Source organism: Psychrobacter sp. LFX-11D (assembly GCF_904846475.1).
Classification (GTDB): domain Bacteria; phylum Pseudomonadota; class Gammaproteobacteria; order Pseudomonadales; family Moraxellaceae; genus Psychrobacter; species Psychrobacter cryohalolentis.
The window spans coordinates 136678-161766 of record NZ_CAJHAV010000003.1 but is presented as its reverse complement, the minus strand read 5'-3'; the positions used below and the strand labels follow the sequence as shown (position 1 = coordinate 161766).

21 protein-coding genes are annotated in these 25089 nt (G+C 42.0%); 16 read left to right on the top strand and 5 right to left on the bottom strand.

The window, feature by feature from the left end; all coding sequences use genetic code 11:
* Positions 1–302 precede the first annotated feature (302 nt).
* Both rpoZ and gmk read right to left on the bottom strand, forming a co-directional pair.
* Complete coding sequence (gene rpoZ / locus JMX75_RS03655) at positions 303–563, bottom strand: DNA-directed RNA polymerase subunit omega (RefSeq protein WP_011280985.1); 261 nt, start codon at positions 561–563, stop codon at positions 303–305.
* Positions 564–749: 186 nt separating this feature from the next.
* Positions 750–1376, bottom strand: a complete 627-nt coding sequence (gene gmk / locus JMX75_RS03650; protein WP_201531083.1) for a guanylate kinase — start codon at positions 1374–1376, stop codon at positions 750–752.
* Positions 1377–1630: 254 nt separating this feature from the next.
* Here gmk and ispH point away from each other — a divergent pair, with 254 nt between their 5' ends.
* The 12 genes from ispH to JMX75_RS03590 all read left to right on the top strand — a co-directional run bounded on the left by ispH (position 1631) and on the right by JMX75_RS03590 (position 13476).
* Positions 1631–2587 carry a 4-hydroxy-3-methylbut-2-enyl diphosphate reductase gene (gene ispH, locus JMX75_RS03645; RefSeq protein ID WP_201531081.1) on the top strand — a complete coding sequence of 319 codons (957 nt, stop codon included), beginning with the start codon at positions 1631–1633 and terminating at the stop codon, positions 2585–2587.
* 42 nt (positions 2588–2629) lie between these two features.
* Positions 2630–2875 (top strand): hypothetical protein, encoded by a 246-nt coding sequence (locus JMX75_RS03640; protein ID WP_201531079.1) that lies wholly within the window; start codon positions 2630–2632, stop codon positions 2873–2875.
* 65 nt (positions 2876–2940) lie between these two features.
* The gene (locus tag JMX75_RS03635; RefSeq protein ID WP_201531077.1) at positions 2941–3756 is read left to right on the top strand and encodes a thioesterase family protein; all 816 of its coding nucleotides are present in this window, start codon (positions 2941–2943) and stop codon (positions 3754–3756) included.
* 311 nt (positions 3757–4067) lie between these two features.
* Positions 4068–5612: a catalase gene (locus tag JMX75_RS03630; RefSeq protein ID WP_201531075.1), complete on the top strand. Its 1545-nt coding sequence runs from the start codon at positions 4068–4070 to the stop codon at positions 5610–5612.
* A gap of 245 nt (positions 5613–5857) precedes the next feature.
* Entirely contained in the window at positions 5858–7900 is a 2043-nt protein-coding gene (gene htpG, locus JMX75_RS03625) for a molecular chaperone HtpG (RefSeq protein WP_227673133.1), read from the top strand.
* A gap of 335 nt (positions 7901–8235) precedes the next feature.
* Positions 8236–9717 (top strand): C13 family peptidase, encoded by a 1482-nt coding sequence (locus JMX75_RS03620; protein WP_201531073.1) that lies wholly within the window; start codon positions 8236–8238, stop codon positions 9715–9717.
* A gap of 84 nt (positions 9718–9801) precedes the next feature.
* Entirely contained in the window at positions 9802–10692 is an 891-nt protein-coding gene (gene fghA / locus JMX75_RS03615; RefSeq protein ID WP_201531071.1) for an S-formylglutathione hydrolase, read from the top strand.
* 275 nt (positions 10693–10967) lie between these two features.
* Positions 10968–11228: a TIGR03643 family protein gene (locus JMX75_RS13005; RefSeq protein WP_201531179.1), complete on the top strand. Its 261-nt coding sequence runs from the start codon at positions 10968–10970 to the stop codon at positions 11226–11228.
* A 162-nt stretch (positions 11229–11390) separates the two neighbouring features.
* A complete protein-coding gene (gene rpe / locus JMX75_RS03605) occupies positions 11391–12080 on the top strand; it encodes a ribulose-phosphate 3-epimerase (RefSeq protein ID WP_011514312.1) in 690 nt (229 codons plus the stop codon).
* Positions 12081–12185: 105 nt separating this feature from the next.
* Entirely contained in the window at positions 12186–12530 is a 345-nt protein-coding gene (locus JMX75_RS03600) for a hypothetical protein (protein WP_011514311.1), read from the top strand.
* A gap of 121 nt (positions 12531–12651) precedes the next feature.
* Positions 12652–12963: a hypothetical protein gene (locus tag JMX75_RS03595; protein ID WP_201531070.1), complete on the top strand. Its 312-nt coding sequence runs from the start codon at positions 12652–12654 to the stop codon at positions 12961–12963.
* Positions 12964–13164: 201 nt separating this feature from the next.
* Entirely contained in the window at positions 13165–13476 is a 312-nt protein-coding gene (locus JMX75_RS03590) for a hypothetical protein (protein ID WP_011514309.1), read from the top strand.
* A gap of 122 nt (positions 13477–13598) precedes the next feature.
* Here JMX75_RS03590 and rpmG read toward each other — a convergent pair whose 3' ends face one another.
* Both rpmG and rpmB read right to left on the bottom strand, forming a co-directional pair.
* A complete protein-coding gene (rpmG, locus tag JMX75_RS03585) occupies positions 13599–13754 on the bottom strand; it encodes a 50S ribosomal protein L33 (RefSeq protein WP_010201403.1) in 156 nt (51 codons plus the stop codon).
* 165 nt (positions 13755–13919) lie between these two features.
* The gene (gene rpmB, locus JMX75_RS03580) at positions 13920–14156 is read right to left on the bottom strand and encodes a 50S ribosomal protein L28 (RefSeq protein ID WP_011280972.1); all 237 of its coding nucleotides are present in this window, start codon (positions 14154–14156) and stop codon (positions 13920–13922) included.
* A 484-nt stretch (positions 14157–14640) separates the two neighbouring features.
* On the opposite strand from rpmB, the gene JMX75_RS03575 reads away from it, so the two are divergent.
* On the top strand, positions 14641–20364 hold the full coding sequence (locus tag JMX75_RS03575) for an Ig-like domain-containing protein (protein ID WP_201531068.1): 5724 nt from the start codon (positions 14641–14643) through the stop codon (positions 20362–20364).
* 243 nt (positions 20365–20607) lie between these two features.
* Positions 20608–21486: a formyltetrahydrofolate deformylase gene (purU, locus tag JMX75_RS03570; RefSeq protein WP_413786623.1), complete on the top strand. Its 879-nt coding sequence runs from the start codon at positions 20608–20610 to the stop codon at positions 21484–21486.
* Positions 21487–21608: 122 nt separating this feature from the next.
* Here purU and JMX75_RS03565 read toward each other — a convergent pair whose 3' ends face one another.
* On the bottom strand, positions 21609–22415 hold the full coding sequence (locus JMX75_RS03565) for an inner membrane protein YpjD (RefSeq protein ID WP_201531066.1): 807 nt from the start codon (positions 22413–22415) through the stop codon (positions 21609–21611).
* A 233-nt stretch (positions 22416–22648) separates the two neighbouring features.
* Between JMX75_RS03565 and ffh the strand changes: the two genes are divergently transcribed.
* Both ffh and tsaB read left to right on the top strand, forming a co-directional pair.
* The gene (ffh, locus tag JMX75_RS03560) at positions 22649–24196 is read left to right on the top strand and encodes a signal recognition particle protein (protein WP_011514305.1); all 1548 of its coding nucleotides are present in this window, start codon (positions 22649–22651) and stop codon (positions 24194–24196) included.
* Between the two features lie 198 nt (positions 24197–24394).
* Positions 24395–25078, top strand: coding sequence for a tRNA (adenosine(37)-N6)-threonylcarbamoyltransferase complex dimerization subunit type 1 TsaB (gene tsaB / locus JMX75_RS03555; RefSeq protein ID WP_133105159.1), 684 nt, complete (start codon positions 24395–24397; stop codon positions 25076–25078).
* Positions 25079–25089 lie beyond the last annotated feature (11 nt).

Sequence of the window (25089 nt, the reverse complement as noted above, 5' to 3'; positions counted from 1 at the left end):
TAGCAAGGTAAAGAATGGCTGAATAAATGCTGAGCTATTGATATAGAGCTTAAGAATAAAGCTGAAAATTGGGCAGACTACCCTCTAATTAATCGTAAATCGCCGCCAATGTCAACCGCTAAGCAATAAGCTAGTGTAAAAACTGGAGAATTCTTACTTAAGGTTAGGCTTTAAGCACCAAACGGTTACTAAAACAGTAAAGCCAGTATCATTACAACCAAAAAACCACAGCCTATGCTGTGGTCTCTATCGTCAGTCAGTACTCGTATGCTTGCTAAATTCATACTTTCTACGGTAATTTATTAGAAGCTATGATCGCCTGACAATGCTAAATCTAACGAGCTAGTAGCAAAGTTATGCTCTGGCTGATTTAAAATATCACGGGTAATTTTACCAGCAGCGATTTCACGTAATGCCAATACTGTTGGCTTGTCGTTATCAACATCAACCAACGGCTCTGCAATGCCTTTAGCCAACTGACGTGCGCGCTTGCTTGCGACCAGAACTAGCTCAAAGCGATTATCAACATTATCCAAACAATCTTCAATCGTCACTCGTGCCATAAATAGCTACCTCGGTTGTTTTTACTGGTTGCGAGCATGGCACGCCACTCAATAAAAATAATATCAAAAATATAAAAGGGGATAGCTAGACATTATAGCATTTTTTGCTTGCAGGCGTAATTGCTTTTTGCTTGTCTGCTGATAACTATTTTCAAGATGAAGCATTAAGACATATCAACGCTTTATTTACTCGTCTACTGTATTGCTAAGTAGATTGGTAATCGTGCGCTGATAACGCTGCTGTTGACGCTTTAGCGTCTGTCTATCGGCAACGATAATTGCTTTAAGCTCAGTTAAAGCAACCTCAAAACTGTCATTAATAATGACATAGTCAAAATTGGCGTACTGCGCCATCTCATTAACAGCACCAGCCAAACGCTGCTCGATCACCTCCATACTGTCCTGTCCACGCGTTGATAAGCGTTGACGTAAAGTGGCGATACTTGGCGGTAAAATAAAAATCATGATGGCATCGGTAAAGATTTTTTTGACTTGCAGCGCGCCTTGCCAATCAATCTCCAAAATTACATCGACACCAGCGTCCAGTTGCGCGCGTACACTTTGCTCTGAGGTGCCATAATAATTGCCAAACACTTCGGCATGTTCTAAAAACTGACTTTCACTGATGGCAGTCACGAACTTATCAACGTCAGTAAAATGATAATGATGACCGTCAATCTCGCCTGGGCGCGGCTCACGAGTGGTGTGTGAAACACTGACAGTTAAGTCATTTGTGGTGGCAAGTAGCTGCTTAACCAAGGAGGTCTTGCCTGTGCCAGAAGCGGCAGTGATAATAAATAATGAACCTGTCATACAGTGTGTCCTAGTGAATTGTATTTTGATAAATAAATAAAAGTATTCGAATTAATATAAAAGGCTGGTAAAAATAAAAAACACCATCATGTATGGTGACAAAAGTATTAATCGATGCCTCATTATAAACTGCTTTAAAAGCAAATTATGCTAAAGTAGGGTATCGTTTTTATCCCAACTTTTGAATAAAAGTTTCGGTGGCTTAAGCTTTAAGCCTAGGCTTTTATATAAATTATCTAATGATAGGTCTTCTTATGCAAATTTATCTTGCCAATCCACGTGGATTTTGTGCTGGTGTGGATCGCGCGATTGCGATTGTCAACGAAGCACTGTTACGTTTTGAGCCACCCATTTATGTTCGTCATGAAGTGGTACATAACAAGTTCGTGGTATCCGACTTGGCCAATCGCGGTGCTGTTTTTGTGGAAGAGCTACATGAAGTGCCAGACGGCTCTATTGTTATTTTTTCAGCTCACGGGGTTTCAAAAGCTGTAGAAGATGAAGCAGAACGTCGTGATTTGACGGTATTTGATGCCACTTGTCCTTTAGTTACCAAAGTACATATCGAAGTCGCTAAATTTGCGCAGGATGGTATGGATGCGGTATTGATTGGACATGCGGGACATCCTGAAGTAGAAGGCACTATGGGACGCTTTAACCATCGTCATGGCGGACAGATTCATCTGGTTGAAAACGAGAGCGATGTTGAAGCTTTGAGTGTAAAGAATGCTGAGCGCTTAGCATTTGTGACCCAAACGACCTTATCGATGGATGATACCGCGCGCGTTATTGATGCGCTACGTGAAAAATTCCCAAGCATTCAAGGTCCACGTAAAGACGATATCTGTTATGCCACTCAAAATCGTCAAGATGCGGTCAAGGATTTAGCGGGTCGCTGTGAGGTGGTCTTGGTCGTTGGCTCACCAAACTCATCAAACTCAAATCGTTTACGTGAATTGGCAGAGCGCATGAATTGCCGCGCGTATTTGATTGATAATGCCACTGAAATGAATAAGAGCTGGTTCGATGGGATACAAAGTGTGGGCGTGACTGCGGGTGCTTCAGCGCCTGAAGTATTGATTCAAGAGGTACTACAGCAGCTGCAAGATTGGGGCGGCGATTTGCCAAGTGAGCTGTTGGGTATTGAAGAAAATGTCACCTTTAGCTTGCCAAAAGCTTTACGAATTCCAATGACGCAAGTTGGCAAATAAAATAAGCAGGCTTTGTATATAGCGCCAGATAGGTAACATAAAATGAAACAGCAGAAAAAAAGATTTGTCTTGGCAGAAGCTAGCCTTGATGAGATAAATAAACAATTAAAAATTAATACGTTTACGATTGTCATCCTGATAGGGATGCTGATGTTAAATACAACCCAGTTTATGAGAGATTACAGTCTGTTATATGGCGCGCTTATTGCCATCATGGCTTTCTTTCTATTTGTAATGGCTAAAAGTCGCACGCTGCTGACGGTGCAAAAACAAGCCCTTATGCGCTAAACAAAGAAAGCCTACCTTTCTTTTATACCTAATCAATCTATTTTGAAAAGAATTCGAGGACATTCATGTCAGCTTATTACACTTTTATAAAACGTGAGCAGCAAGCAGATGGTAGTAGTGTTGCTTATTATCAGCCAACGAAGCATGCGCAAGGCGCTTGGAACGAGCATGAGCAACATATGGCGCCAGCCACCGGCTTGCTCACTGCTGAATTACAAAGTTTTATACCACAAGAAAATATGCGCATTGCTCGTATCAGCTTAGATATTTTAGGGCTGATACCGCTTGATGACTTTACCGTCACCACGCGCTGTATCCGTCCGGGTAGGACCATTGAGCTTATCGAAGCAGTGATGAGCAGTCGTGGTCGCGATGCCATCATTGCGCGTGCATGGCGCTTGATTACTCAAGATACCAGTGTCATTGCAGGGCTTGAAGATCAAAAATCCATACATAAGCCTGAATCGTTACCCGCTTGGGATGGTATGAAAGGCTGGCCCGGCGGTTTCATTGAAAGCGTACGTTTAGTGGCTGAACCTAATCGCCGTCCTGGTAAAGGTATGGTATGGATGACCAATGATATTGACATGGTAGAGGGTATGCCTACCCATGACATGGTGCATTTGTTGGGCATGGCGGATACTGCCAATGGGGTTGTACCAAGGCTTGGACTGGGGATGGCAAAATTGGAATGGATGTTCCCCAATACTGATTTGCAAATTCATATGCACCGCGCGCCGCAAGGTCGCTGGCTTGGAATCGAAGCCGTGCAGCAATACGGTGCTGATGGCATAGGGATTAGCAGCGCGATATTACATGATACGCAAGGACCTTTTGGTCGTAGTGAGCAAATTCTGACGATTCGTCCGATGCCGCGCTAGTGCAAAGATGTATCCAATAGGTAGTCATTGTTTGAGATCGCTCTATGAATGAAAAGCATTTGGATGAGTTAGACAATATTTTGAGTAATTCTGAAAAACAAAACGAAAGCATGTAATTAATTAATTATACAAATCAATGCTAATCGGTTGTAATGGTGTCTAACGAGGCAAGATTACTGTGTTTACAGGTTACTATGAATAAAAATAGCCGTTTTTCAGAAACATTTACAACTATTCTGGATATGTTATTAGAGGCTTATTCAGAATAGATTTTGTACTTTCATCCATTTGCTACCCAAAGGAATATGATTATGAGCGACAACAACAGTAATAATGGCAGCGATAAAAAATGTCCTTACGCCCCGACCCAATTGACGATGAGCAACGGCGCACCAGTTGCAGACAATCAAAACAGTCTCACTGCAGGCAAGCGTGGTCCATTATTAGCACAAGATATCTGGCTAAATGAAAAGCTAGGCAACTTTGCCCGTGAAGTGATTCCAGAGCGCCGCATGCACGCTAAAGGCTCAGGCGCATTTGGTACTTTTACCGTGACCAATGACATCACTAAATATACCCGTGCGGATATTTTTAGCGAAGTGGGTAAGCAAACGGAAATGTTTGCGCGCTTTAGTACCGTCGCAGGTGAGCGCGGCGCGGCTGATGCCGAACGTGATATTCGTGGCTTTGCTTTGAAATTCTACACCGAAGAAGGTAATTGGGACATGGTGGGTAATAATACGCCTGTGTTCTTCTTACGTGATCCGCGCAAATTCCCAGATTTAAACAAAGCCGTCAAACGTGATCCACGTACCAATATGCGTTCGGCGACCAACAATTGGGACTTTTGGACTTTATTACCTGAAGCATTACATCAAGTTACCATCGTTATGAGTGATCGCGGTCTGCCAGCCTCGTACAGAAATATGCATGGTTTTGGCTCGCACACGTATAGTTTTTGGAATGAAGCCAAAGAACGTTTCTGGGTCAAATTCCATTTCCGCACGCAACAAGGCATCAAGAACTTGACCGATGCAGAAGCGGCAGAGGTGGTTGGTTCGGATCGTGAAAGTCATCAAAAAGACTTGTACGATGCCATCGAAAATGGTGACTTTCCAAAGTGGAAAATGTATGTGCAAATCATGCCAGAAGCTGAGTCTGATACCGTTCCTTATCATCCGTTTGACTTGACCAAAGTATGGCCAAAAGGGGATTATCCACTGATTGAAGTGGGTGAGTTTGAATTAAATAAAAACTCTGACAACTACTTTGTCGATGTGGAACAAGCAGCATTTGCCCCAAGTAATTTAGTACCGGGTATCAGCGTTTCACCGGATAAAATGCTACAAAATCGCTTGGTTAACTATGCCGATGCTCAGCGTTATCGTGTTGGTGTCAATCATCAGCAAATTCCGGTGAATAAGCCGCGTTGCCCTGTGATGAGCAATCATCGTGATGGTCAAGGACGTGTCGATGATAACTATGGCAGCCGCCCACACTATGAACCAAACAGCTTTAGTCAGTGGCAAGAGCAGCCTGATTATGCTGAGCCACCATTAAAAATTGACGGCTATGCGGCGCATTATGATTTCCGTGAAGACGATAGCGATTATTTCAGTCAACCGAGAGCGTTGTTTAATTTGATGAGTGCTGAGCAACAACAAGTGCTATTTGAAAATACAGCGAACAATATGGCGGGTGTGCCGGACTTTATTCAGTATCGCCACATTCGCAACTGTAACTGGTGTGATGCCGCTTATGGCGAAGGCGTTGCCAAAGCATTAGGATTAAGTGTTGAAGATGCAATGGCAGCCCGTGATTCGGATCCTGCTCGTCACTTGCCTAGCTGCTTATAATGAATAAAATTTATACATAAGCAGTTAATCGGCTAAATATCATTACAATGACACCGCCTCAGGAAACTAGGGCGGTGTTTTTTATTGAATCAAGTTTTTACGCTTGAAATTTTCTCCCGCGCCCCTATTAGTATAAACAGCTTAGCGGTATTCAAAACGTAAGCTCTCTAATATTCATTGAGTAAGTTTCGTTTGAGTACTGCTATCTTATAATAAGTTTTTAACATAAATTGAAGGAGTTTTTTATGAGTGAACAGAACCCAACAGACAATAAAAATGTTGATGACATTGTTTACGATATTAATGTTAATAAAGACACTGCTAATGACAGTGCCGCTAATGAAAGCAGCCCTGAATTAAAAAAACATACCTTTGAGGCGGAAGTAGCTCAATTATTGCATTTAGTGACGCACTCGCTTTACTCTAATTCTGATATCTTTGTGCGTGAGCTGGTTTCAAACGCCTCTGATGCCTGTGATAAATTGCGTTTTGAAGCGACCAATGATGACAGTCTTTATGAAGACGATGGTGAGCTAAAAATTCGCATTGCTGTCGATGAAGACGCCAAAACCATCACCTTTACCGATAATGGTATTGGGATGAATGAAGCCGATGCCATCGAAAACTTAGGTACGATTGCCAAGTCCGGTACTAAAGCATTTTTAGACAAGCTGTCTGAATCACAAAAGCAAGATGGTCAATTAATCGGACAGTTTGGGGTTGGTTTTTATTCGGGCTTTATCGTTGCCGATACGATCAGTGTTGAAACCCGCAAAGCTGCCGAACCTGCGGATAAAGGCGTACGCTGGGTATCAGATGGTACGGGTAGCTTTACTGTTGAGCCGATCACGAAAGCGACGCGTGGTACCGCCATTACTTTGCATTTAAAAGAGCAATATAGTGAGGGCGAAGACAGCTATTTAGACCGGGGAAAAATTAAGCAGTTGGTTAATAAATACTCTGACCATATCAGCTTACCGATTCAGATGCGTAAAGAAGTCTGGCAAGAAGATGAGGTTGAAGAAGGAAGTGACACGCCTGCCAATGGTCAAATGGTCTTAACAGACGAATGGGAAACCATTAATAAAGCCAGTGCCTTATGGACACGTTCAGCCTCTGAGATTGAAGATGAAGAGTATATCGATTTTTATAAAAATATCACCTATGACATGGACGCGCCACTAGCATGGACCCATAACCGTGTCGAAGGTCGTGTTCAGTATACGCAGCTATTGTATATTCCTAAAAAAGCCCCTGTAGATTTGTACACTCGTGAGCAGCAGCATGGTCTAAAGCTTTATGTTAAGCGCGTCTTTATTATGGACGAGGCAGAGCAGCTGTTGCCAATGTACCTGCGTTTCGTTAAAGGGGTCATCGATTCAGCCGACTTGCCATTGAACGTCAGCCGCGAGCTATTACAAGAGTCGCGTGATGTAAAATCAATCCGCGATGGTAACGCGCGTCGTATTTTGACTTTGCTGGTCAGTCTAGCCAACAGTGAAGACAGTGATAAGCAAGAAAAGTTCGCGCAGTTCTACGCTGAATTTGGTGATGTTATCAAAGAAGGTGTGGGCGAAGACATGGGCAATCAAGAACGTATTGCCAAATTGCTGCGTTATGCAACCAGTACTCAGGATAGTGTGACGACCAGCTTTGAAGACTATAAAGCACGTATGAAAGACGGTCAAAAAGCCATCTATTATCTCACGGCTGACAATCTAGCGGCTGCTAAAAATAGCCCACAACTTGAGCTATTTAAGAAAAAAGGCATCGAAGTTATCTTGATGACTAGCCGTGTTGATGAGTGGGCGATGAACTTCTTGACCTCATTTGATGAGACACCGCTACAAAACATCGCTAAAGGTGCCGTTGATTTGGGCGACTTGCAAGACGAAGCCGAAAAAGCTGAAGCTGAAAAAGCGCAAGAAACCATGAAGCCTGTCGTTGATAAGCTAAAAACGGCGTTAGGCGAACGTGCCAAAGACGTTAAAGTATCGACGCGTTTGGTTGATAGTCCTGCCTGCTTGGTCGTTGGTGAAGGTGAGTTATCACCACAAATGATTCAGATGCTGAAGCAAATGGGTCAAGATGTGCCAGAAAGCAAGCCGACGCTTGAGGTAAATCCTGATCATCCACTCATTAAAAAGCTTGAAAGTAGCGAGCAGTCAGCCGAAGATTTTGACAAATTGGCACAAGTTATTTTTGATCAAGCATTATTGGCAGACGGCGGTCAGTTAGATGATCCAGCCGCTTATCTCAGACGTGTTAATGAGTTATTAATGAGATAATGTTCAAGGTTTGATAGAAGGTTTTGATAAAAAAGGAGGTCTTAAGTTTAAGACCTCCTTTTTTGATGGGTTTTTAAGCGAATTTTACAATTCAGCCTTATGCTCTTGACCGACAATCCGTTACAATCGCGATAGATTAGCGAGCTAAAATATTAGTCAATAATATTGATGTGCGCTATCCGTCTCTTATATCCATTTCATAGTGAATTAAATATAAAATTGACATTCGTGTGCCTTGCAAAAGAGTTAATTGAAAGACAGTAAATGGCATGGATATCAAAATATTTTATCATTGATTTGTTTTATTTCTCTCGACTGGCTAGAGGTCTAAGTCTTTGTCACTTGCGTCGTTAAAAACCGTCTCACTGCAGCGCTTTTCGCTCAATTTCGCTGCCAATATTATTGCAACCTTGTGGATGCTAGTAGGTTCAACACGGGCATTCTCTTGGGTTAAACCTACCTTTGTTCAGTTCGCTGTATTCGCGCTATTGGCTTTGGGTAGTAACGTCCTATTTTCTTGGTTAGCCGCTCCAGACGGCAGTATTTTCAATGAGCAAGGATTGGTAAGCTATCTCATATGGCCGATGATTATTCTACTTGGGGGCATTATTCTGGCACGGCGCGCAGGCAATCAAGCACTGGTTTTTGTGCCTGTCGTGCTGTGGTTGGTTGCTGATACTTTATCTGCTCTATTACAAAGCTTAGTACAATTTTTAGGCAGCTATAGCTGGTTGCCTGATTGGAGTTATTCGTTTTTACCAACGCTATTTTTGGTGCTGTTTTTATGGCAGACGTTGGCATTGTTATGGATATTTTCTCGCCGCCTGCGTATACCGTGGTGGGAGCGTATCATCATCATCATCGGTGCTGTTGCACTATTGACGATATGGCAGCGTAACGTCGCTGACCAGCCCATATTTAAGCAGATACCCGTAGAGCCAGTATTAGAAGAAGCCGCCTTATATGAGCAGCCGCGTTTATTACAAGAGGCGCTGGCTCGTATAGATCCTAGTATACCGGGCAAAAGTGATTGGTACTTTATGGGTGTGGCGGGATTCTCTGATCAAAACGTCTTCCGCTCGGAGATTAATAAAGTACGTGAGCTGTTTGATGTGCGTTTTGGTACTAGCGGGCATTCATTGGCACTGATTAATAATAACTACACTTGGCTAGATGAGCCAATTGCCACCAAAACCAGTATTTTACGCGGCTTAAAAAGAATTGGTCAGCAGATGAACGCTGATGAAGACGTGTTATTTATGACACTATCGTCGCATGGCGATCAGGATTTTATCCATTTATCTAATCCACCGCTTGCGATGGATAATCTGGATGCAACATGGCTGCGAGAGTCGTTAGATGCCTCAGGTATTCGCTGGCGTGTTATCGTGGTATCGGCTTGTTATTCAGGTTCGTTTGTTGATGAATTAGCGTCGCCGACGACAGTGGTGATTACCGCTTCGGCAACAGACAAGATGTCATTTGGCTGTACCAATAGTGCTGAGATGACCTATTTTGGGCAAGCATTTTTTGCGGAAAGCTTAAGAGAAAACACCAGTTTTTCTGCTGCCTTTAAAGACGCCGCTTATCGAGTAAAAGAGCGTGAGCTTTATATGGGTTTTGAGCCATCAGAGCCGCAAATGGTGATCGGTAGTTTGATGGAAACGGCGTTGCCAGCATTTGAGCAAGTGTTATTTGATAAAACACGACCGCCGCTTGCTAGCATTATAGATACTTCGAATGCGACAACGACTATCAATATTTCACCGGATACGGGCGCAGATACAGTTGTAGATGATAAGAACACAGCGAACTGATTTTTATCCCATTTTTAATCAGATGCTTTTTTAAATAAGCATCTGTTTTCAACTATTTTATCTTAGCTAAAAAGGATAATGCTTATGAATAATTCTTATAATCACAGTCTCTCAGCCAGCACCCAACTTACGCAAAAAAGTGTCAATCGCTGTTTTGATGGTGAGCAGCGTTATTACAGTCATCAATCAGCGGTCACCAAGACGCCGATGACCTTTAGTATTTATCTGCCTGATGAGGCACTAGCAGGGCAGCGTTGTCCGGCGATTTTGTATTTATCAGGTCTCACTTGTAATGCTGATAACGTGACGCACAAAGCGCATTTTCAACAAAAATGTAGTGAGCTTGGTATGATATTTATCGCGCCAGATACCTCTCCTAGAAGTAGTGAAGGCAATGACGTAGCAAATGATGAGCGTTATTTTGTTGGTCAAGGTGCAAGCTACTATGTCGATGCGACGCAAGCACCATGGGCTGAGCATTTTAATATGCAAAGTTACATCGTTGATGAGCTATATGATTTATTACGCTCAGAGTTTCCGATTCATAGTATCGGCATCACGGGTCACTCGATGGGTGGTCACGGCGCATTATTATTGGGTTTTAAATTCCCAGGCAAGTTTGTGAGTGTGTCAGCTTTATCACCTGTGTGCGCCGCTAGTGAGTCGGCATGGGGTCAAGCAGCTTATACAGAGTATTTCGGCGATGACAAGAGCTTGTGGGCGCAAGCAGACGCATCGCAAGTCATTGAACAAGTCGGTCAGCAATACTCAAGCATCTTGGTTGACCAAGGCGCGGCTGATGAGTTTTTAGCCGATGGTCAGTTGCAAGCGTCAAAATTACAACAAGCCTGTACAAATGCCAAGCAGCCATTAACATTGCGCTATCAAGCCGGTCACGACCATAGCTATTATTTTATTCAAACAGTGATCAATGACCATATTGAACATCACTGGCGTATGGCACAGCTTAGCTAAAATTTGCTCTCATATTGTTCGTTATAGTGTTTCAGATTTAAAAGGTTAGGTCTATGGCAAGTTATCAAGATTTAAGTACCGTTACTGCTGATACCCAGTCAGCAGATGTTAATTCTGTTGCTACTAAAGCCACGCTTGCCACCATGCAAGCAGATATGGATGCTGCTTTAAAGAATAAACAGCGCGACCATACCAGTACCAATTTAAATAATCCTCAAACTCATGCAGTCAAATCAAGCCCAGCTATCGCAGTTATCGCCGCTTCCATCAATGATATGACTACTCACGCCCTTGAAGAGTCACAAGTGTCGCGCGTGATAGAGATGGCGTGGGAGGACAGGACACCGTTTGAGGCGATAGAGTATAGCTATGGTCTCAATGAGTCTGGTGTTATTACACTTATGCGTCAGGCGCTAAAACCGTCCTCGTTTCGCTTATGGCGTCAACGTGTGAGCAGTCGCGCTACCAAGCATGAAGCGATACGAGGTTTTACGGTAGGTCATGCTTATTGCAAAACCCAATATAAACCGCGCTAATTGTCTGCATATGTCTGTATCTGCTGAGTGCAGCTATAATATCGATACTCAGTAGCCATTATAGACCCTGATTATCCGTTATAATAGACATACGTATTATTCGTGCTATGCACACATCTATACATTAAATCCTTGGTCAAATCCCAATTAGGTAGCTCAATTATGATCAGTCCCTCTAAGCCGTATCTAATCGCCCCTTCCATATTATCTGCTGACTTTGCCAAATTAGGTGAAGAGGTAGAACGTGTATTGGCGTCTGGTGCTGATGTCATCCATTTTGATGTGATGGACAACCATTATGTACCCAATTTGACGTTTGGTAGCATGATTTGTAAGGCGCTGCGTGATTATGGGATTGATGCACCAATTGACGTGCATCTAATGGTTAGCCCTGTTGATAGTATGATTGAGCAGTTCTTAGAGGCAGGTGCCAGCATCATCACATTTCATCCGGAAGCAAGCTCGCATATCGATCGTTCTTTGCAGTTGATTAAAGATGGCGGCGCTGAGTGTGGTTTGGTATTGAATCCAGCAACACCATTGCATTATTTAGACTATGTCATGGATAAAGTGGATCAGGTCCTACTGATGAGTGTCAATCCTGGCTACGGTGGTCAGTCATTTATTGAAGGGACGCTAGAAAAGGTTCGCCAAGTACGTCAGCGTATCATTACTAGCGGTCGTGATATTAGATTAGAAGTAGATGGCGGTATCAAAGCCAGTAATATCCGCGCCATTGCCGAAGCAGGTGCTGATATGTTTGTCGCAGGCTCTGCGATATTTAATCAAGAAGATTATAAAGCAGCAATCGATGCCATGCGTGCAGAGCTTGCCTTGGCAAATGGGGAGTAACGCCCCATATAGTAAGTTATATACTATTAAATAGTAAAGTTACCTATTATTAATAGCCGCTGTATGACTGAGTATATTAAGCGACATGTCAGCTAAAGGTAAAATATGAATATGCAAAATGCAAAACATCGAGCCGAGTCCCAGCAAGACTTGCAATCACGTAGCTTAGTGCCAAAAGGTATTACTATTGGCTTAGCCATGTTCGCCCTTGTTCTGAGTCTAGCAGGTTATGGCTTTCGCTTAATGGTTGGTGAAGATGCCGGTGAAGTATTACGCCACGCGGCGGTGATCGTACCAGCGTTTATGCTAGGCATTCCCCTTTTATTTTGGCTAGGTTCACGCCTACTTAACAAGGTTAAAGATATGCATATAGAGAGCTGGAATGCCATTAGTTTGGGGTATTTGACCTCTTGTATCTCAATGCTGTGGTTAATGGGTACTTATAGTTAAATTTTTATTAGTAGAGATAAAACTCTTTAATAAAGATAACATTGTAATATTTTTATAAGTTGTTTTTTGATACACTTTTTCACCGTTAAGTCATGCTCTATAAGCTTGACTGGAATTCTACATGAGAATCATACCGACCAGTATTGCCAATATTATTTATCCAAAAGACTTACCAAACGGTTTATTTACCAGCTTAATTATTGCCTGTCTGCTGCTAGGTCTGTCTTCGCTTAGTCATGGAACTGATTTACAAGGTTGGCTACACGTCTTTGAAAACTGGCTGCTCATGTTATTGATACTGCCAACCGCGACTGCGACAGTAGCGTTACCGTTCAAATATCGCGATCCAACATTAGAGTTAAAGCTCATGTACTATCTGGGTATGTTTGTTGCTTTCTTATTTACCCTAGCAAAACTGCGTTACTGGCGTTAAACGCTGGTAATTTCTATAAAACTAAGACCATCGAACGTAGGTTGTGCAAAAGACTTATAGGATAGCCCTTGAATTATAGCGCCAAAGCGTCCATTGTATGAATAAGATAGTTTTGCCCGCATGACTGTAAGACAGTAGCTTTAGTAAGTGGAATCAGCGCGTTTTTTACAGGTATAAATCGGGATAATAAGGATACAATGAATGCCATACGATATCGATAATGAGATTGAAGTAGATAATGACAGTACCGATCAGTTTGCAGGGTTTGCTAAAGAGACGACCCTTGAGCTGGTAGAAGCAGACGATGGCAAATTGCTCTTACGTGATGCTGAACAAGATGATGCGCCGCTAATGACCATTGATTTTTCTGATAAGTTAAAAGAGATATTGGGCAGTGATACCCAAGCGATAGGTCAGCATATGATTCATGCTGCAATCCAAGTGATTATGCAAAAGCAGATGAGTCAATGGCATGCGCATGTCTATGACAAAGAGCCAACGCACTATAGTTAATGATGTATAAATCAATAGCAAATAGATAAATAGTAGTCAGTCTAAATAACGACAATAAAAAAGGGTTTATCAATTGATAAACCCTTTTTTTGTTCAAATAAAACCATTTATGAAAATGGATATTATTTGATTTTTGCTTCTTTAAAGATCACATGCTGGCGTACTTTTGGATCAAATTTTTTGATTTCCATTTTGCCAGGCATAGTGCGCTTGTTTTTGGTAGTGGTGTAGTAATACCCAGTACCAGCAGTTGATACTAATTTAATTTTATCTCTCATGATGGCTTTCCTGTAAATGAGCGGTCTTCAATCGATAGGTATGGGTCTAAAGTATTAAGTTGCTGTAGATAGTATCCAGTCATAAATATATGAGCTGGTAAATCTTCAGCATAACAGCAGCCTAAATAGCGACATTCATCGATAAATTAGACTGCCAATATTTACTTAAACTTTTTGACCTTGTGCGCGTAGATCTACTAGCACTTTATCGATACCCAATTTGTCAATGATGCGCATACCTTTGGTAGACACACGTAGACGTACAAAACGATTTTCAGACTCTACCCAAAAACGATGGTTGTGAAGGTTTGGTAGAAAGCGACGACGGGTTTTGTTGTTTGCGTGCGAAACATTATTACCCACCATAGGGCGCTTTCCAGTCACTTGGCAAACTCTAGACATGGCGAACTCCTAATCTATGAGGTATGAGTTTTTCTCATACCAGTCTGGGCAAGTTGCACGTATTTGCGGCATGGACACAGCAAGCGGCAGCTTTGCACCAAACAAAACTATATGAAGGTTGAGCTGATTTACTGTCATCTAAAGGCAAATAACAGGCAAACCAAATCAGAAAATTTTAAAGCCGACATTTATACCATAAAAGTAATGAATACTCAAATATTTTTGTGATAGTTGTTGGTTTAAAGGGTAGCTATTATACCCTGAAATGAGCGCCCTATGTTATTGATTATTTAATAATAAGGATTCACTTTTTAGTTGTAAGTTATGACAAAAGTCAGTAAAGTCTCAGTTATATATTTAATACAATCTGTTAATACTACTGGCATTATTGTAAATGTATGTATCATTGCCAATCTATTAGGATTCCGTGTAATGATTTTGCCTGTTTACTTACATAAATGATTGCCGCTGCGGAGTTCCAAATATGTCATACAGCTCATTACCATTCACTTTTAAGTTATTTCAGCTCACTACTTTAACTGGCGCCTTGGCATTAGCAGGTTGTGGTGGCGGTGATGGCACAGACATAATTGCGCCTGCACCTGATTTAGGTGTTAAGCCAGATACTGGTGGTGGTAATAATGGCGGTGGTAATGGCGGGGTACAGCCTCCAGTTATTGAACCGGATTTTTTTATCCAAAAACTTAGCACAGCACCTACCATTATTGAGTTATCAGATGAAGAAGCTATCTTTACAGTTACTGTCAAAGCTGCTGAAGTGGGCTCTGGTGGGGCAATGGCTGGTAAAGCAGTCAGCTTACAAGTAAAAAACTCTGAAACCAATGGTATTACGATCGAAGGTCAAAGTGTACAAACTACCGATAATGATGGTAATGCTGTTTATAAGCTTAAGTTAAATCCAAATGCAGTTACTGATAAGACTGCCCTGATTGAAAGTGGCTTTACATTAGTAGCAAGTGCTAAGAAAGCTGATGGTACTGCTATCGCACCGCAAGAACTAAAAGTTTCAGTAAATAGAAAAGGCAGCGGTGATGGCACGCAGGTAATAGTGAGCAAGCTTAGTGTGAAGACTAACATCAAGACGAGCTCTGTCTCTAATGGTATTTTAAATCCTTTTGGTGATACAGGCTCATTTAGTGTTGAAGTCCAAGATGAAAAAGGTACTTTGACTCCTGATGTAACAGTAGGTTTAGGGATTATACCTTTAGAAGGCGTATCTATTAGTCCTTCTAATCAAGTAACTGATAGTAAAGGTATTGTAAATTTCAATATCAAAATAGATGAGAATCTATCAGAAACTGCACGCGAAAACCTGTTAAAAGGTATTACTTATACTCTTAATATTCGAGAAAAGAGTGGGGCAAGCAAAAGCGTCACTAATAGCTTAAAAGTAGGGTTGCCTGTTTCTGACTATAATTTAAAGGTTACAGGAAATTCAAATAAACTTAGTGCTTATGGTGATAAACAAAGTCTTACGATCACGGCTGCTGCTATTAGTGCAGCTGTTCCTACCAAAATTGAAGGCGCTAAAGTCGCTTTTAAACTGAATAATGCTCCTACGGGCGTAAGCTTAGCAAGTAATCAGTTGACTCTAGATGGTAAAGGTCAAGCAGTTGTTACTTTGTCTCTAGCACCAGGATTAAGTGACGTTGTGCGAAAGGAGCTTGCAGAAAACGGCATTAGCTATACTGCTACTCTGTCAGAACCTAATCATTCTGTGACAGCCAAAACATTTGAAAGCTCAGTTGAAATACCGCTCGCACAGAATATTGTTAGTTTCGAAGGGAGTGATAAGAAACAAATCTCAAGCTCTGGTGGTAGTGCAGTTATTAGCTTTAGGGTAAATAACCAAAATGGTGGAGCAGTAGCCAATCAATTAGTTTCAGCAACTCTACCAACTGCCTTGACAAGTAAAGGCTTACTAACTATTGATGGGAGTACTGAACAGACTACTAATGACAAAGGTGTTGTAAGCTATGTAGTACGTGTGCCTGCAGGACTAAGTGAAGCACAGAAAGCAGCATTAGAACAGGCTAGTAATTTTGTATTAGCTGTAAAAGCAGTTGAAGCTTCTGGTGCTAGTAGTATGGCGAGTAGCAGCCCAATTGTTATTGGTTCAGAGATTGGTCAAAGTGATATCACGTTAACTGCCCAAAGTATTCCTACTACCGTGAATATCTTAGAAAATCAATTTAAATTGCAAATTGCAGCCAAACGTAAAAATGGTAGCGCTGCAGATGGCAGAACCGTAAAACTAGTTCTTAATGAAGGTTCGAGTACAGGTGTTACTATTCAAGGTAATCAGCAAACTACTAACGGTAGTGGTATAGCAGAATTTAATATTGGTATTAGCCAAAGTCTAACCCAAGCCCAACGTGCTCAACTTATCAAGACAGGCATTGGTTATACTGCTATCGTAACTGATCAAGATGGTACTCAGTCTAAAATTATTCAAACTATTCAGGTGGAGCAACCGTTAAGCGCCATCCAATTTGCATCTATCGAAACACCAACTATTAGCGAGCTTGGTGGTAAAGGCACCATTAGTGTCAAGCTATCAACCAAAGATAAGCAATTACCTGTTACAGGACAAGCAGTTGCTATTCAGTTGGGTAAAGTAGCGATTGACTATGGCGTTACCATCAATACAGAATCGGCAATAACTGATTTTAATGGCGAGACAACCTTTATAGTTAGTATACCCAACACCTTAACAGCAGAAGAGCGAGCTAAGCTTAAGCTTACTGGTATTAACTATCAGCTGTCCTATGTCGAAAAAGGCATTACCTACTCTGAAATCAGTCAAGTTAATATCACGACTCCTAAAGTTGACTTAAGTATTCTTAATGCAACTAATAACATTGACAATCAAGCTGGCTACATTCTTAACAATGTAGGTAGTAATGTTACGATACAAGCCCAGCTTAACAACCAGTCAACTGATGAACAAATAACTAGCCAGCCAGTCAAATTAATATTTGAAAACAAATCACTAGCAAGTCTTCTAATAGTAAATGCGCAAAATGGTTCGTCAAATATCATTGCTACTACAGATGAAAATGGCTTAGTTAACTTTAATGTTGTGGTCCCAGGCAGTTTAACTGATGCGGAAAAAGAGGCGCTTAGCAAAGAGGTATTAACCGCCACATTGACAGAGACGCTAACAGGCAAGCAGCAGCAAGTTAAAATCAAAGTACAGTCTATGACTGCTGCAATCTCTTTGATTGCTAAACAGACAAACCCACTGAATCTAAATGGTGGAGAAACTCAAATTGAAGTGACTGTTGCAGACAAGTCAGTAGAGCCAAAAGTTGTTGCGGGCCAAAAAGTATTCTTGGCGCTGCCAGCAGCTATTGCCAGCCAAGGCGTTACACTAGTATCAGGTAATAGTCAAACTACTGATAATTCGGGTAAAGCTGTCTTTACTGTCGCTGTACCTAATAACTTAACTGATGCACAGAAAGCAGAGATTGCGAAAAACGCCAACAGCTTTTCTATTGGATTATCAGCAGCTGATGCTAATGGTAATATAGTAACCCAAGCCAGTTCAGTGACTACAGTTACCCCAGATCCAAGTGGTACCAAGGAAAGTCTTAGTATTGGGGCAAATAAAGTTGTTAATACCAAAGGTGATACATTTAAGGTATTCGTTCGTTTAGAAAATAAAGATGGTGCTATTGCTAATCGTGCTGTTCGTTTAAATGTAGACGATCCTATAAAAACTGGGGTTAGCGTTTCTAACGGTACTATTAACACTAATAGCGATGGCGTAGCAACTTTTGACCTTAAGCTTGAAGCAGGTGCGAATGTCAACCAAGCTATATTACAAGCAGGTATTCGTTTAACAGCAACTACGACGACCGTAGAAAACGTTAAATTAGAGCAAAACTATATCGTTGCTGTAGATAACGCAACAGTCGATAGTTATCAGCTCATAGCATCCTCTGATAAATCCACATTAAATACTGGTGGTGACCAAACGAATGCGATATTCCGTGTGACTGACAGTAGTGGTGGTGTTCTAGCAGGGGTGCCTGTACAGTTTAGTATTGAGAATCTAGAAGCAAGCGGCGCAGCTTTAACGACTCCAAGTACGGTAACGACGGATGCTAATGGTCAGATCGATGTTGGTGTTATCTTAGCCGCCAATACGGTCAATGCCCGTCTAAATCATAGTGTAGTGATTAATGCTAAAATCGTTACGCCACAGTACGGTGCAGATGGTAAAGTCAGTATGCAAGTACGTGAAGAAAAATCTCTTAGCTTGTCAGCAGTAGGTACTGAAATTACCCTTGCTGCTACAGAGACTAAGCTGAAAGATGGGGAAATAACTACTATTAGTACCACTCTGGTAGATGGCGCTGGACGTGCTATTGCCAATGCTGGTATGGAGTTGATAGGTGAAGACGGTAATATTATAGCTACTGCTACTGCTACTGCTACGGCGATTACCGATGCGGATGGTAAAGCGAGTTTTAATATCAGTGAGGATGCCTTATCGTTTGATAGTAATGGTAACCTACGTGTGTATGCCCGTGCTTTCGGTGAAAATAAGATAAATAATCAACGTAGCTTAAGCAGTATTGATTTGGTCAAAGTCTCACAAGCAGGTATCAGCTTTATTGATGTTAAAAACGTTTATGATGTAAACACCCCACAAACCATAAATATCCAGATACGTCGTGATACAGCGGTACAAGCGGAAGGTCTGATTGGTAAGCAAGTCGAAGTGCAAACGACGCTTGGTGAATTTGCAGATGGTAGTGCTGCTAGCAACAAAGTTATTGTTACAAAAACCATTGACGCCGCTAATATAAATGGCAATATTATTACGATACCAGTTACTTTAACATCGCAGCTTGCTGGCATTACTGCTTTACAAGCGACTATATTGGGCGATACATTGCAAAATGGTGAACCACGTTATAGAGCTACTGTTGATACGCGATTCCGAGCTACCACACCTGCTAGAATGCTATTCCAAGCAGTCAGATCTGTTATTACTTCAGGTGGTAGCACTGAAGTTATTGCTACGGTCAAAGATAAAAATGATGTACCAGTAGAAGGGCAAACGGTGGTATTTAGTCGCGCCTCAGACTCATCGGCAGGTCGCTTATCTGCTGCCACAGCAGTAACAAACAGTAGAGGTGAGGCACGTGTTATTTATCAGGCTAATGCTAGCTCTCCTATTGGTGGCGTGATTATTAATGCACGTTTATTAGAAGACAATGCAGGTATTGGTATCAAGACTGCTAATATCACCGTCTCAGAAGAAGCGGTATATACTACTTTAGCATTCAGTAATAAATTATCATCTGATGATATCTATTATACGATACGTGGCTCAATATCTGTCATGGATGGCTCAGGACGTGCTGTACCGAATCAGGAAGTTTCGGTTAAGTCTTATGCTACTGAATACGCACAAGGAAAATATTGTTTATTAGATAGTACCGTAACTTATCAAGCGGCTGATATTAAGGAGTTTGATGAGAATGGTAAGCTCATTAGTGTGACAACGCCTGAACCAAGATCTTTCTCTGAGAAGACTCCAGTACCTCTAAAGTCTGGATGGTATCCTACAGAAGATGCAAACTATAATTATACTCTAGATAAAGATACTGACATTATCCTGAATGAAGATAAAAATGCTAATGGTACACTGGAAGCGATTAACCCAGTCGCTATTAGTGGTGGAACAGTATCGGATGACAGTTATACCTTCGTTACTAATAATGAAGGTCGTGCTGATTTTGAGATTCGCTATCCATTGCGCTATTCGAACTGGGTAAAAGTGCGCTTTGACGCTTCTACTTTCTTAAATGGTAGTGAGAACACCCAAAGTATTAATTATCAGTTACCAACTTCAGTAGATGATTTATCAGTAAATGGGTCAACTCTGATAACTCCTTGGATTAATAATACTAGCCCATTTGGTGATGGTGGAGCGACTTGTACCAATAGTATGAGTGTAACTATTAATGAGAATACATCGCGTACTAAGGTTGCCTTATCACCTTATTCACCAAATTACAGTGTTTCTATCAATGGTGAGACTTCAGCCAACGCACCAACTGCAGGCTTTAATTCTTATATTATAGATTTTGGTAAAGCATTTGAACTAGGTTCAACTGTTGATGTAAGTAACAATGGATTCGGTTTTTCTAAAACCCTAAAAGTTGAATAAAAGCGCAGTAATTTTTTAATTAGCATTTTACAAAACCCCCAACCCCCGCGTTGGGGGTTTTTGTATTTGTAATCTCAATAATTAAATACAAGCAACTCAATCAGCAAAGTTCTGCAAAAGCGATTAGAATAGTCGGTTTCCTATGCTGCTATACATATTCAAAGTAAGCAGCACGTTTCATTTTTAATTGAGCGTACTATGTCAGACACCGCAACGATTGCTTCACCAAAAACGTCACTTCAAATGACACCTAAAGAGATTCCTACTATTACTGCTACAGCCACCCTATTGATTAAATGCCGTGACCAAGCCGGTATCGTACAAGCCGTATCTGAGTTTATTCATCGCTATGGCGGCAATATCATTACGTTAGATCAGTACTCAACGGCCCATGAAGGCGGTCAATACTTTATGCGTTTAGAGTTTGCCTTAGCGGGATTGAGCGAGATTATCGATAACTTTGAAGCCAGCTTTGCGCATACCGTTGCCAAACGCCACAATATGGAATGGCGCTTACATGACAATGCGATTAAGACCAAAGTTGGTATCTTGGTATCTAAATTTGATCATGCCTTATTAGACTTACTATGGCGTCATCAGCGCGGCTTGCTCGATTGCGAGATTACCTGCGTGGTAAGTAATCATATTGCTTTACGCCAATCCGTCGAAAACTTTGGTATTGCTTTTCATCACGTTCCAGTGACCAAAGATAATAAAGTAGAAGCAGAAGAGAAGATCCATACATTGATGGCGGGTAATGATTTATTGGTGCTAGCGCGCTATATGCAGATATTGTCGTCAGATTTTGTGAAGCGCTGGCCAATGCAGATTATCAATATTCATCATTCATTTTTGCCAGCGTTCGTCGGCGCGGATCCTTATCGTCAAGCTTACGATAAAGGGGTGAAGTTGATTGGCGCAACCGCCCATTATGTGACTGCTGAGCTCGATCAAGGACCTATCATTGAGCAAGACGTGCACCGTGTGACACATCGTCAAGGCGTCACTGAACTGCGCGCTATTGGTCGCGATATCGAGCGTAATGTATTGGCTCGCGCAGTCAATTGGCATGTACAAAATCGAGTGATTGTCGCAGGGAATAAGACGGTAGTATTTAATTAGGTTTTCATTAGAGTGGTTTGAAATTTAGAACAGAGTATTAAAAGATACTTAATAAAAAAGCTGCGAGTATTATTATTTAATACTCGCAGCTTTTTTACTATATTACTACTGTGGAACTGGTTCTATAACAGCATCTCTAATACAAACTTGCTACCGACAAAGCCAATCGCTAATAAAATAAAAGCATAGATAGTCATATTAGCGGCACGTTTTCCGCGCCATCCAGCACGCCAATTACCGATAAGTAATGCGCCAAACAGCAGCCAAGACATCAGGCTAAAGGCTGTTTTGTGCACAAGATGCTGCGCCATCAAGTCATCTACGTAAATAAAGCCAATTCCGAGTGCAACGCTCAGCAGGACAAAGCCGACCAATAGCATATCGAATAATAGGCTCTCCATGCTTTGAAGAGACGGCAGCTTGTTGACCCAAAAGCGGTGAATCGATTGATGCTTAAGCTCACGTATTTGTAGTCGCAAAAATAGCGCTTGTACCGCTGCCATCAGCAGCACACAATATGCGGCAAGCGACAGCAAGATATGAGACTCAAGCCCAATGCTAATATCCGTAATCGGACGATAAGGCGCGCGTCCAATATGACCGATTAGCATACCTACAAGAGCAGTCGGTGCCGCGAGGATACCCAGACTGACAATAGGTCGATACAGAGAAAACATGACGTAAAAAAACAAAAAGAATAAGCTGATCAAGCTGATGATATTAAACAGATTGAAATTTAGCCCATAGAGTGTGACTATGTGTGGATAAAGTAGCGCTGCGTGTGCCAACATGCCCACAAATAATAAGCCTAAGCTTGGGCCTTTATGGACAGGTCTATCTTGAATCAGCGCCCAACCAATATAGATGCTGACTAAGAAGTAAGCCATCGAAGCAAGTAAAAATGCAAGTTGCAAGATATAAAACCTCATCTCATAATGCGCGCAAAATACGCGCTTAATTTCATGCTAAAGTGGTATTATTAGAATAATTACCCAATTTATCATAAAATGGCACTCAATTGAGCACCGTCTTATGTATTCCTGATAAATGCTTAGCAATTGAGCTTGAATACCTGCGATCGCATACCCTAATAGTATTTACCAACTCTTTTATTTATGAAGAGTTAAGCTTAATCCAGAATTATTTTAACTGAGAGTTATTTATGTTTGATACCTTAACAGAACGATTGTCGTCTAGTCTGCGCAATATCGCAGGCACGGGGCAATTGACCGAAGACAATATCAAAGACACTTTACGCGAAGTACGTATGGCGCTGTTAGAAGCCGATGTGGCATTACCAGTCACTCGTGATTTTGTGAAGCGTGTCAAAGAGCAAGCGCTTGGCGCTGAAGTGCTTAAAGAGTTAGCACCAGGACAGGCATTTGTCAAAATCGTCCATGACGAGCTGACTGAAATGATGGGCAGTGCCAATCAGCAGCTTGAGATGACAGGTAAGCCGCCGGTTATTTATCTGCTAGCGGGTCTGCAAGGTGCTGGTAAAACTACCACTGCCGGTAAATTGGCCAAGTTCTTACAAGAGCGCCATAAGAAAAAAGTCATGCTGGTATCTGCTGACGTTTACCGTCCCGCAGCGATTGCCCAGCTTGAGCAAGTCGCTGGACAAGTAAATGCCAAGTTCGTCAACTCAAGTAGCGACGAAAACCCGATTGATATCGCCTTGCGTGCTATCGAAGAAGCTAAAATCCAATATCAAGATATCTTGATTATTGATACAGCTGGTCGTTTGGCCATCGATGAAACCATGATGGATGAAATCAAGGCGTTAACCGCTGCGGTCAATCCTTCTGAGACACTGTTTGTTGTTGATGCGATGACCGGTCAGGATGCGGCAAATACCGCCAAAGCCTTTAACGATGCGCTGCCATTAACGGGCGTTATTTTGACCAAGACTGACGGCGATGCTCGTGGCGGTGCGGCGCTTTCTGTACGCGCCATCACAGGTAAGCCAATTAAATTCTTGGGTCGCGGCGAGAAACTAGATGCGCTAGAGCTATTCCATCCTGAACGTATTGCCCAGCGTATTCTTGGTATGGGTGACGTCTTAAGTCTGGTTGAAGAAGTTGAGCAAAAGATTGACCGTGATAAAGCCGAAAAAATGGCGAAAAAGATGCAAAAGGGCGGCGAGTTCGACCTTGAAGATCTATTGACCCAGTTTCAGCAAATGAAAAGTATGGGCGGTATGGCGGGCTTCTTAGATAAGATGCCAGGTATGGGCGGCTCTGATATGCAAAAAGCCGTTGAAGATGCCAAGCCAGAAGAAAAAGTGCGTGAGATGGAAGCGTTGATTAATTCGATGACGCCATTTGAGCGCAAAAATCCTGATAAAATCAATCCAAGTCGTAAGCGCCGTATTGCTGCAGGCTCAGGTCGTGAGATTCAAGACGTCAATCGTTTGCTCAAGCAGCATAAGCAAATGGCAAAAATGATGAAAATGATTTCTAAGCCAGAAGGCATCAGTAAAATGATGAAATCGATGCAAGGGTTGATGGGCGGCGGCGGTGGAGCAGGCGGCGGTGGTCCATTATTCGGCGGTGGCGGTCAGCAAGGTGGTGTTAAAGATGTGAACCCACAGCAAATGGCAAAGCAGATGGGACTTGACCCAAATAACATGCCTAGCACTGAAGAGATGCAAAAACAGATGCAAGAGCTACAAAACCAAGCGCCGAAGAAGTTTAAAACACGTTTTTAAATGATTTAGTGCTACTGGGAAATATTGATGATAAAAACCTCAAAGCTAAATGAGCTTTGAGGTTTTTTCATATTTTGAATATTTGAGTGAATTCTCACAAAGAATGCATGAAAAATATAGAAAGTGAGTCAATTAATCTGTCCTAAATGCTATGATAGGCGCTGTTTTACGATGTCAAGAGAATTAGCCGAGGTTATGATGTTTTTAGCAATGGATACCGTGTTCGATCAGTGTTCGATCGCCATTTTAGATGCCAGCGGTCAAGTGTTATCGAGTCATACCGAGACAGGTAAGCGCCAGCAGACGCAGCAAATCTTACCGATGATTGAAGCGGCATTATCTGAGGCGCAGCTAAAACTGGCTGACATACAAGCGCTTATCTTTAATCGTGGTCCTGGTGCCTTTAGTGGTATACGAATCAATACGGCAGTGGTACAAGCGCTATCTGTCGCGCACGATACTCCTTGTGTGGGTATCTCAAGCCTGCAAGCGATTGCGCAAGCGGCGTATCAGCAACGGAGTTTAAGCGAAGTATACAGTGCGCTTGATGCGCGTATGCAGCAGGTATATTTTGGGCATTATGTGGTAATAGATAATATCATGCAGCCCGTTAATCAAGACAATGGCGAAGATACTGAGCAGTTGCTAGATTATGATAGCCAGACAGCGCTAGATATTCCTATCGTTGGCAATGGTGCCGGTTTATTAACTTTGCATGACGGTCAGATTATTTATGCTGATATCCATCCTGATGCGACCGTGATAGGACAACTGGGTATGGCTCAGTTTATGGTCAATGGCGGAACAGAAGCGGCGCAAGCTTTACCCAAATACTTACGCAATCAAGCGTGGAAAACGCTCAAGGAGCAAGGTAAGGCTTAGTGTACCCTTTC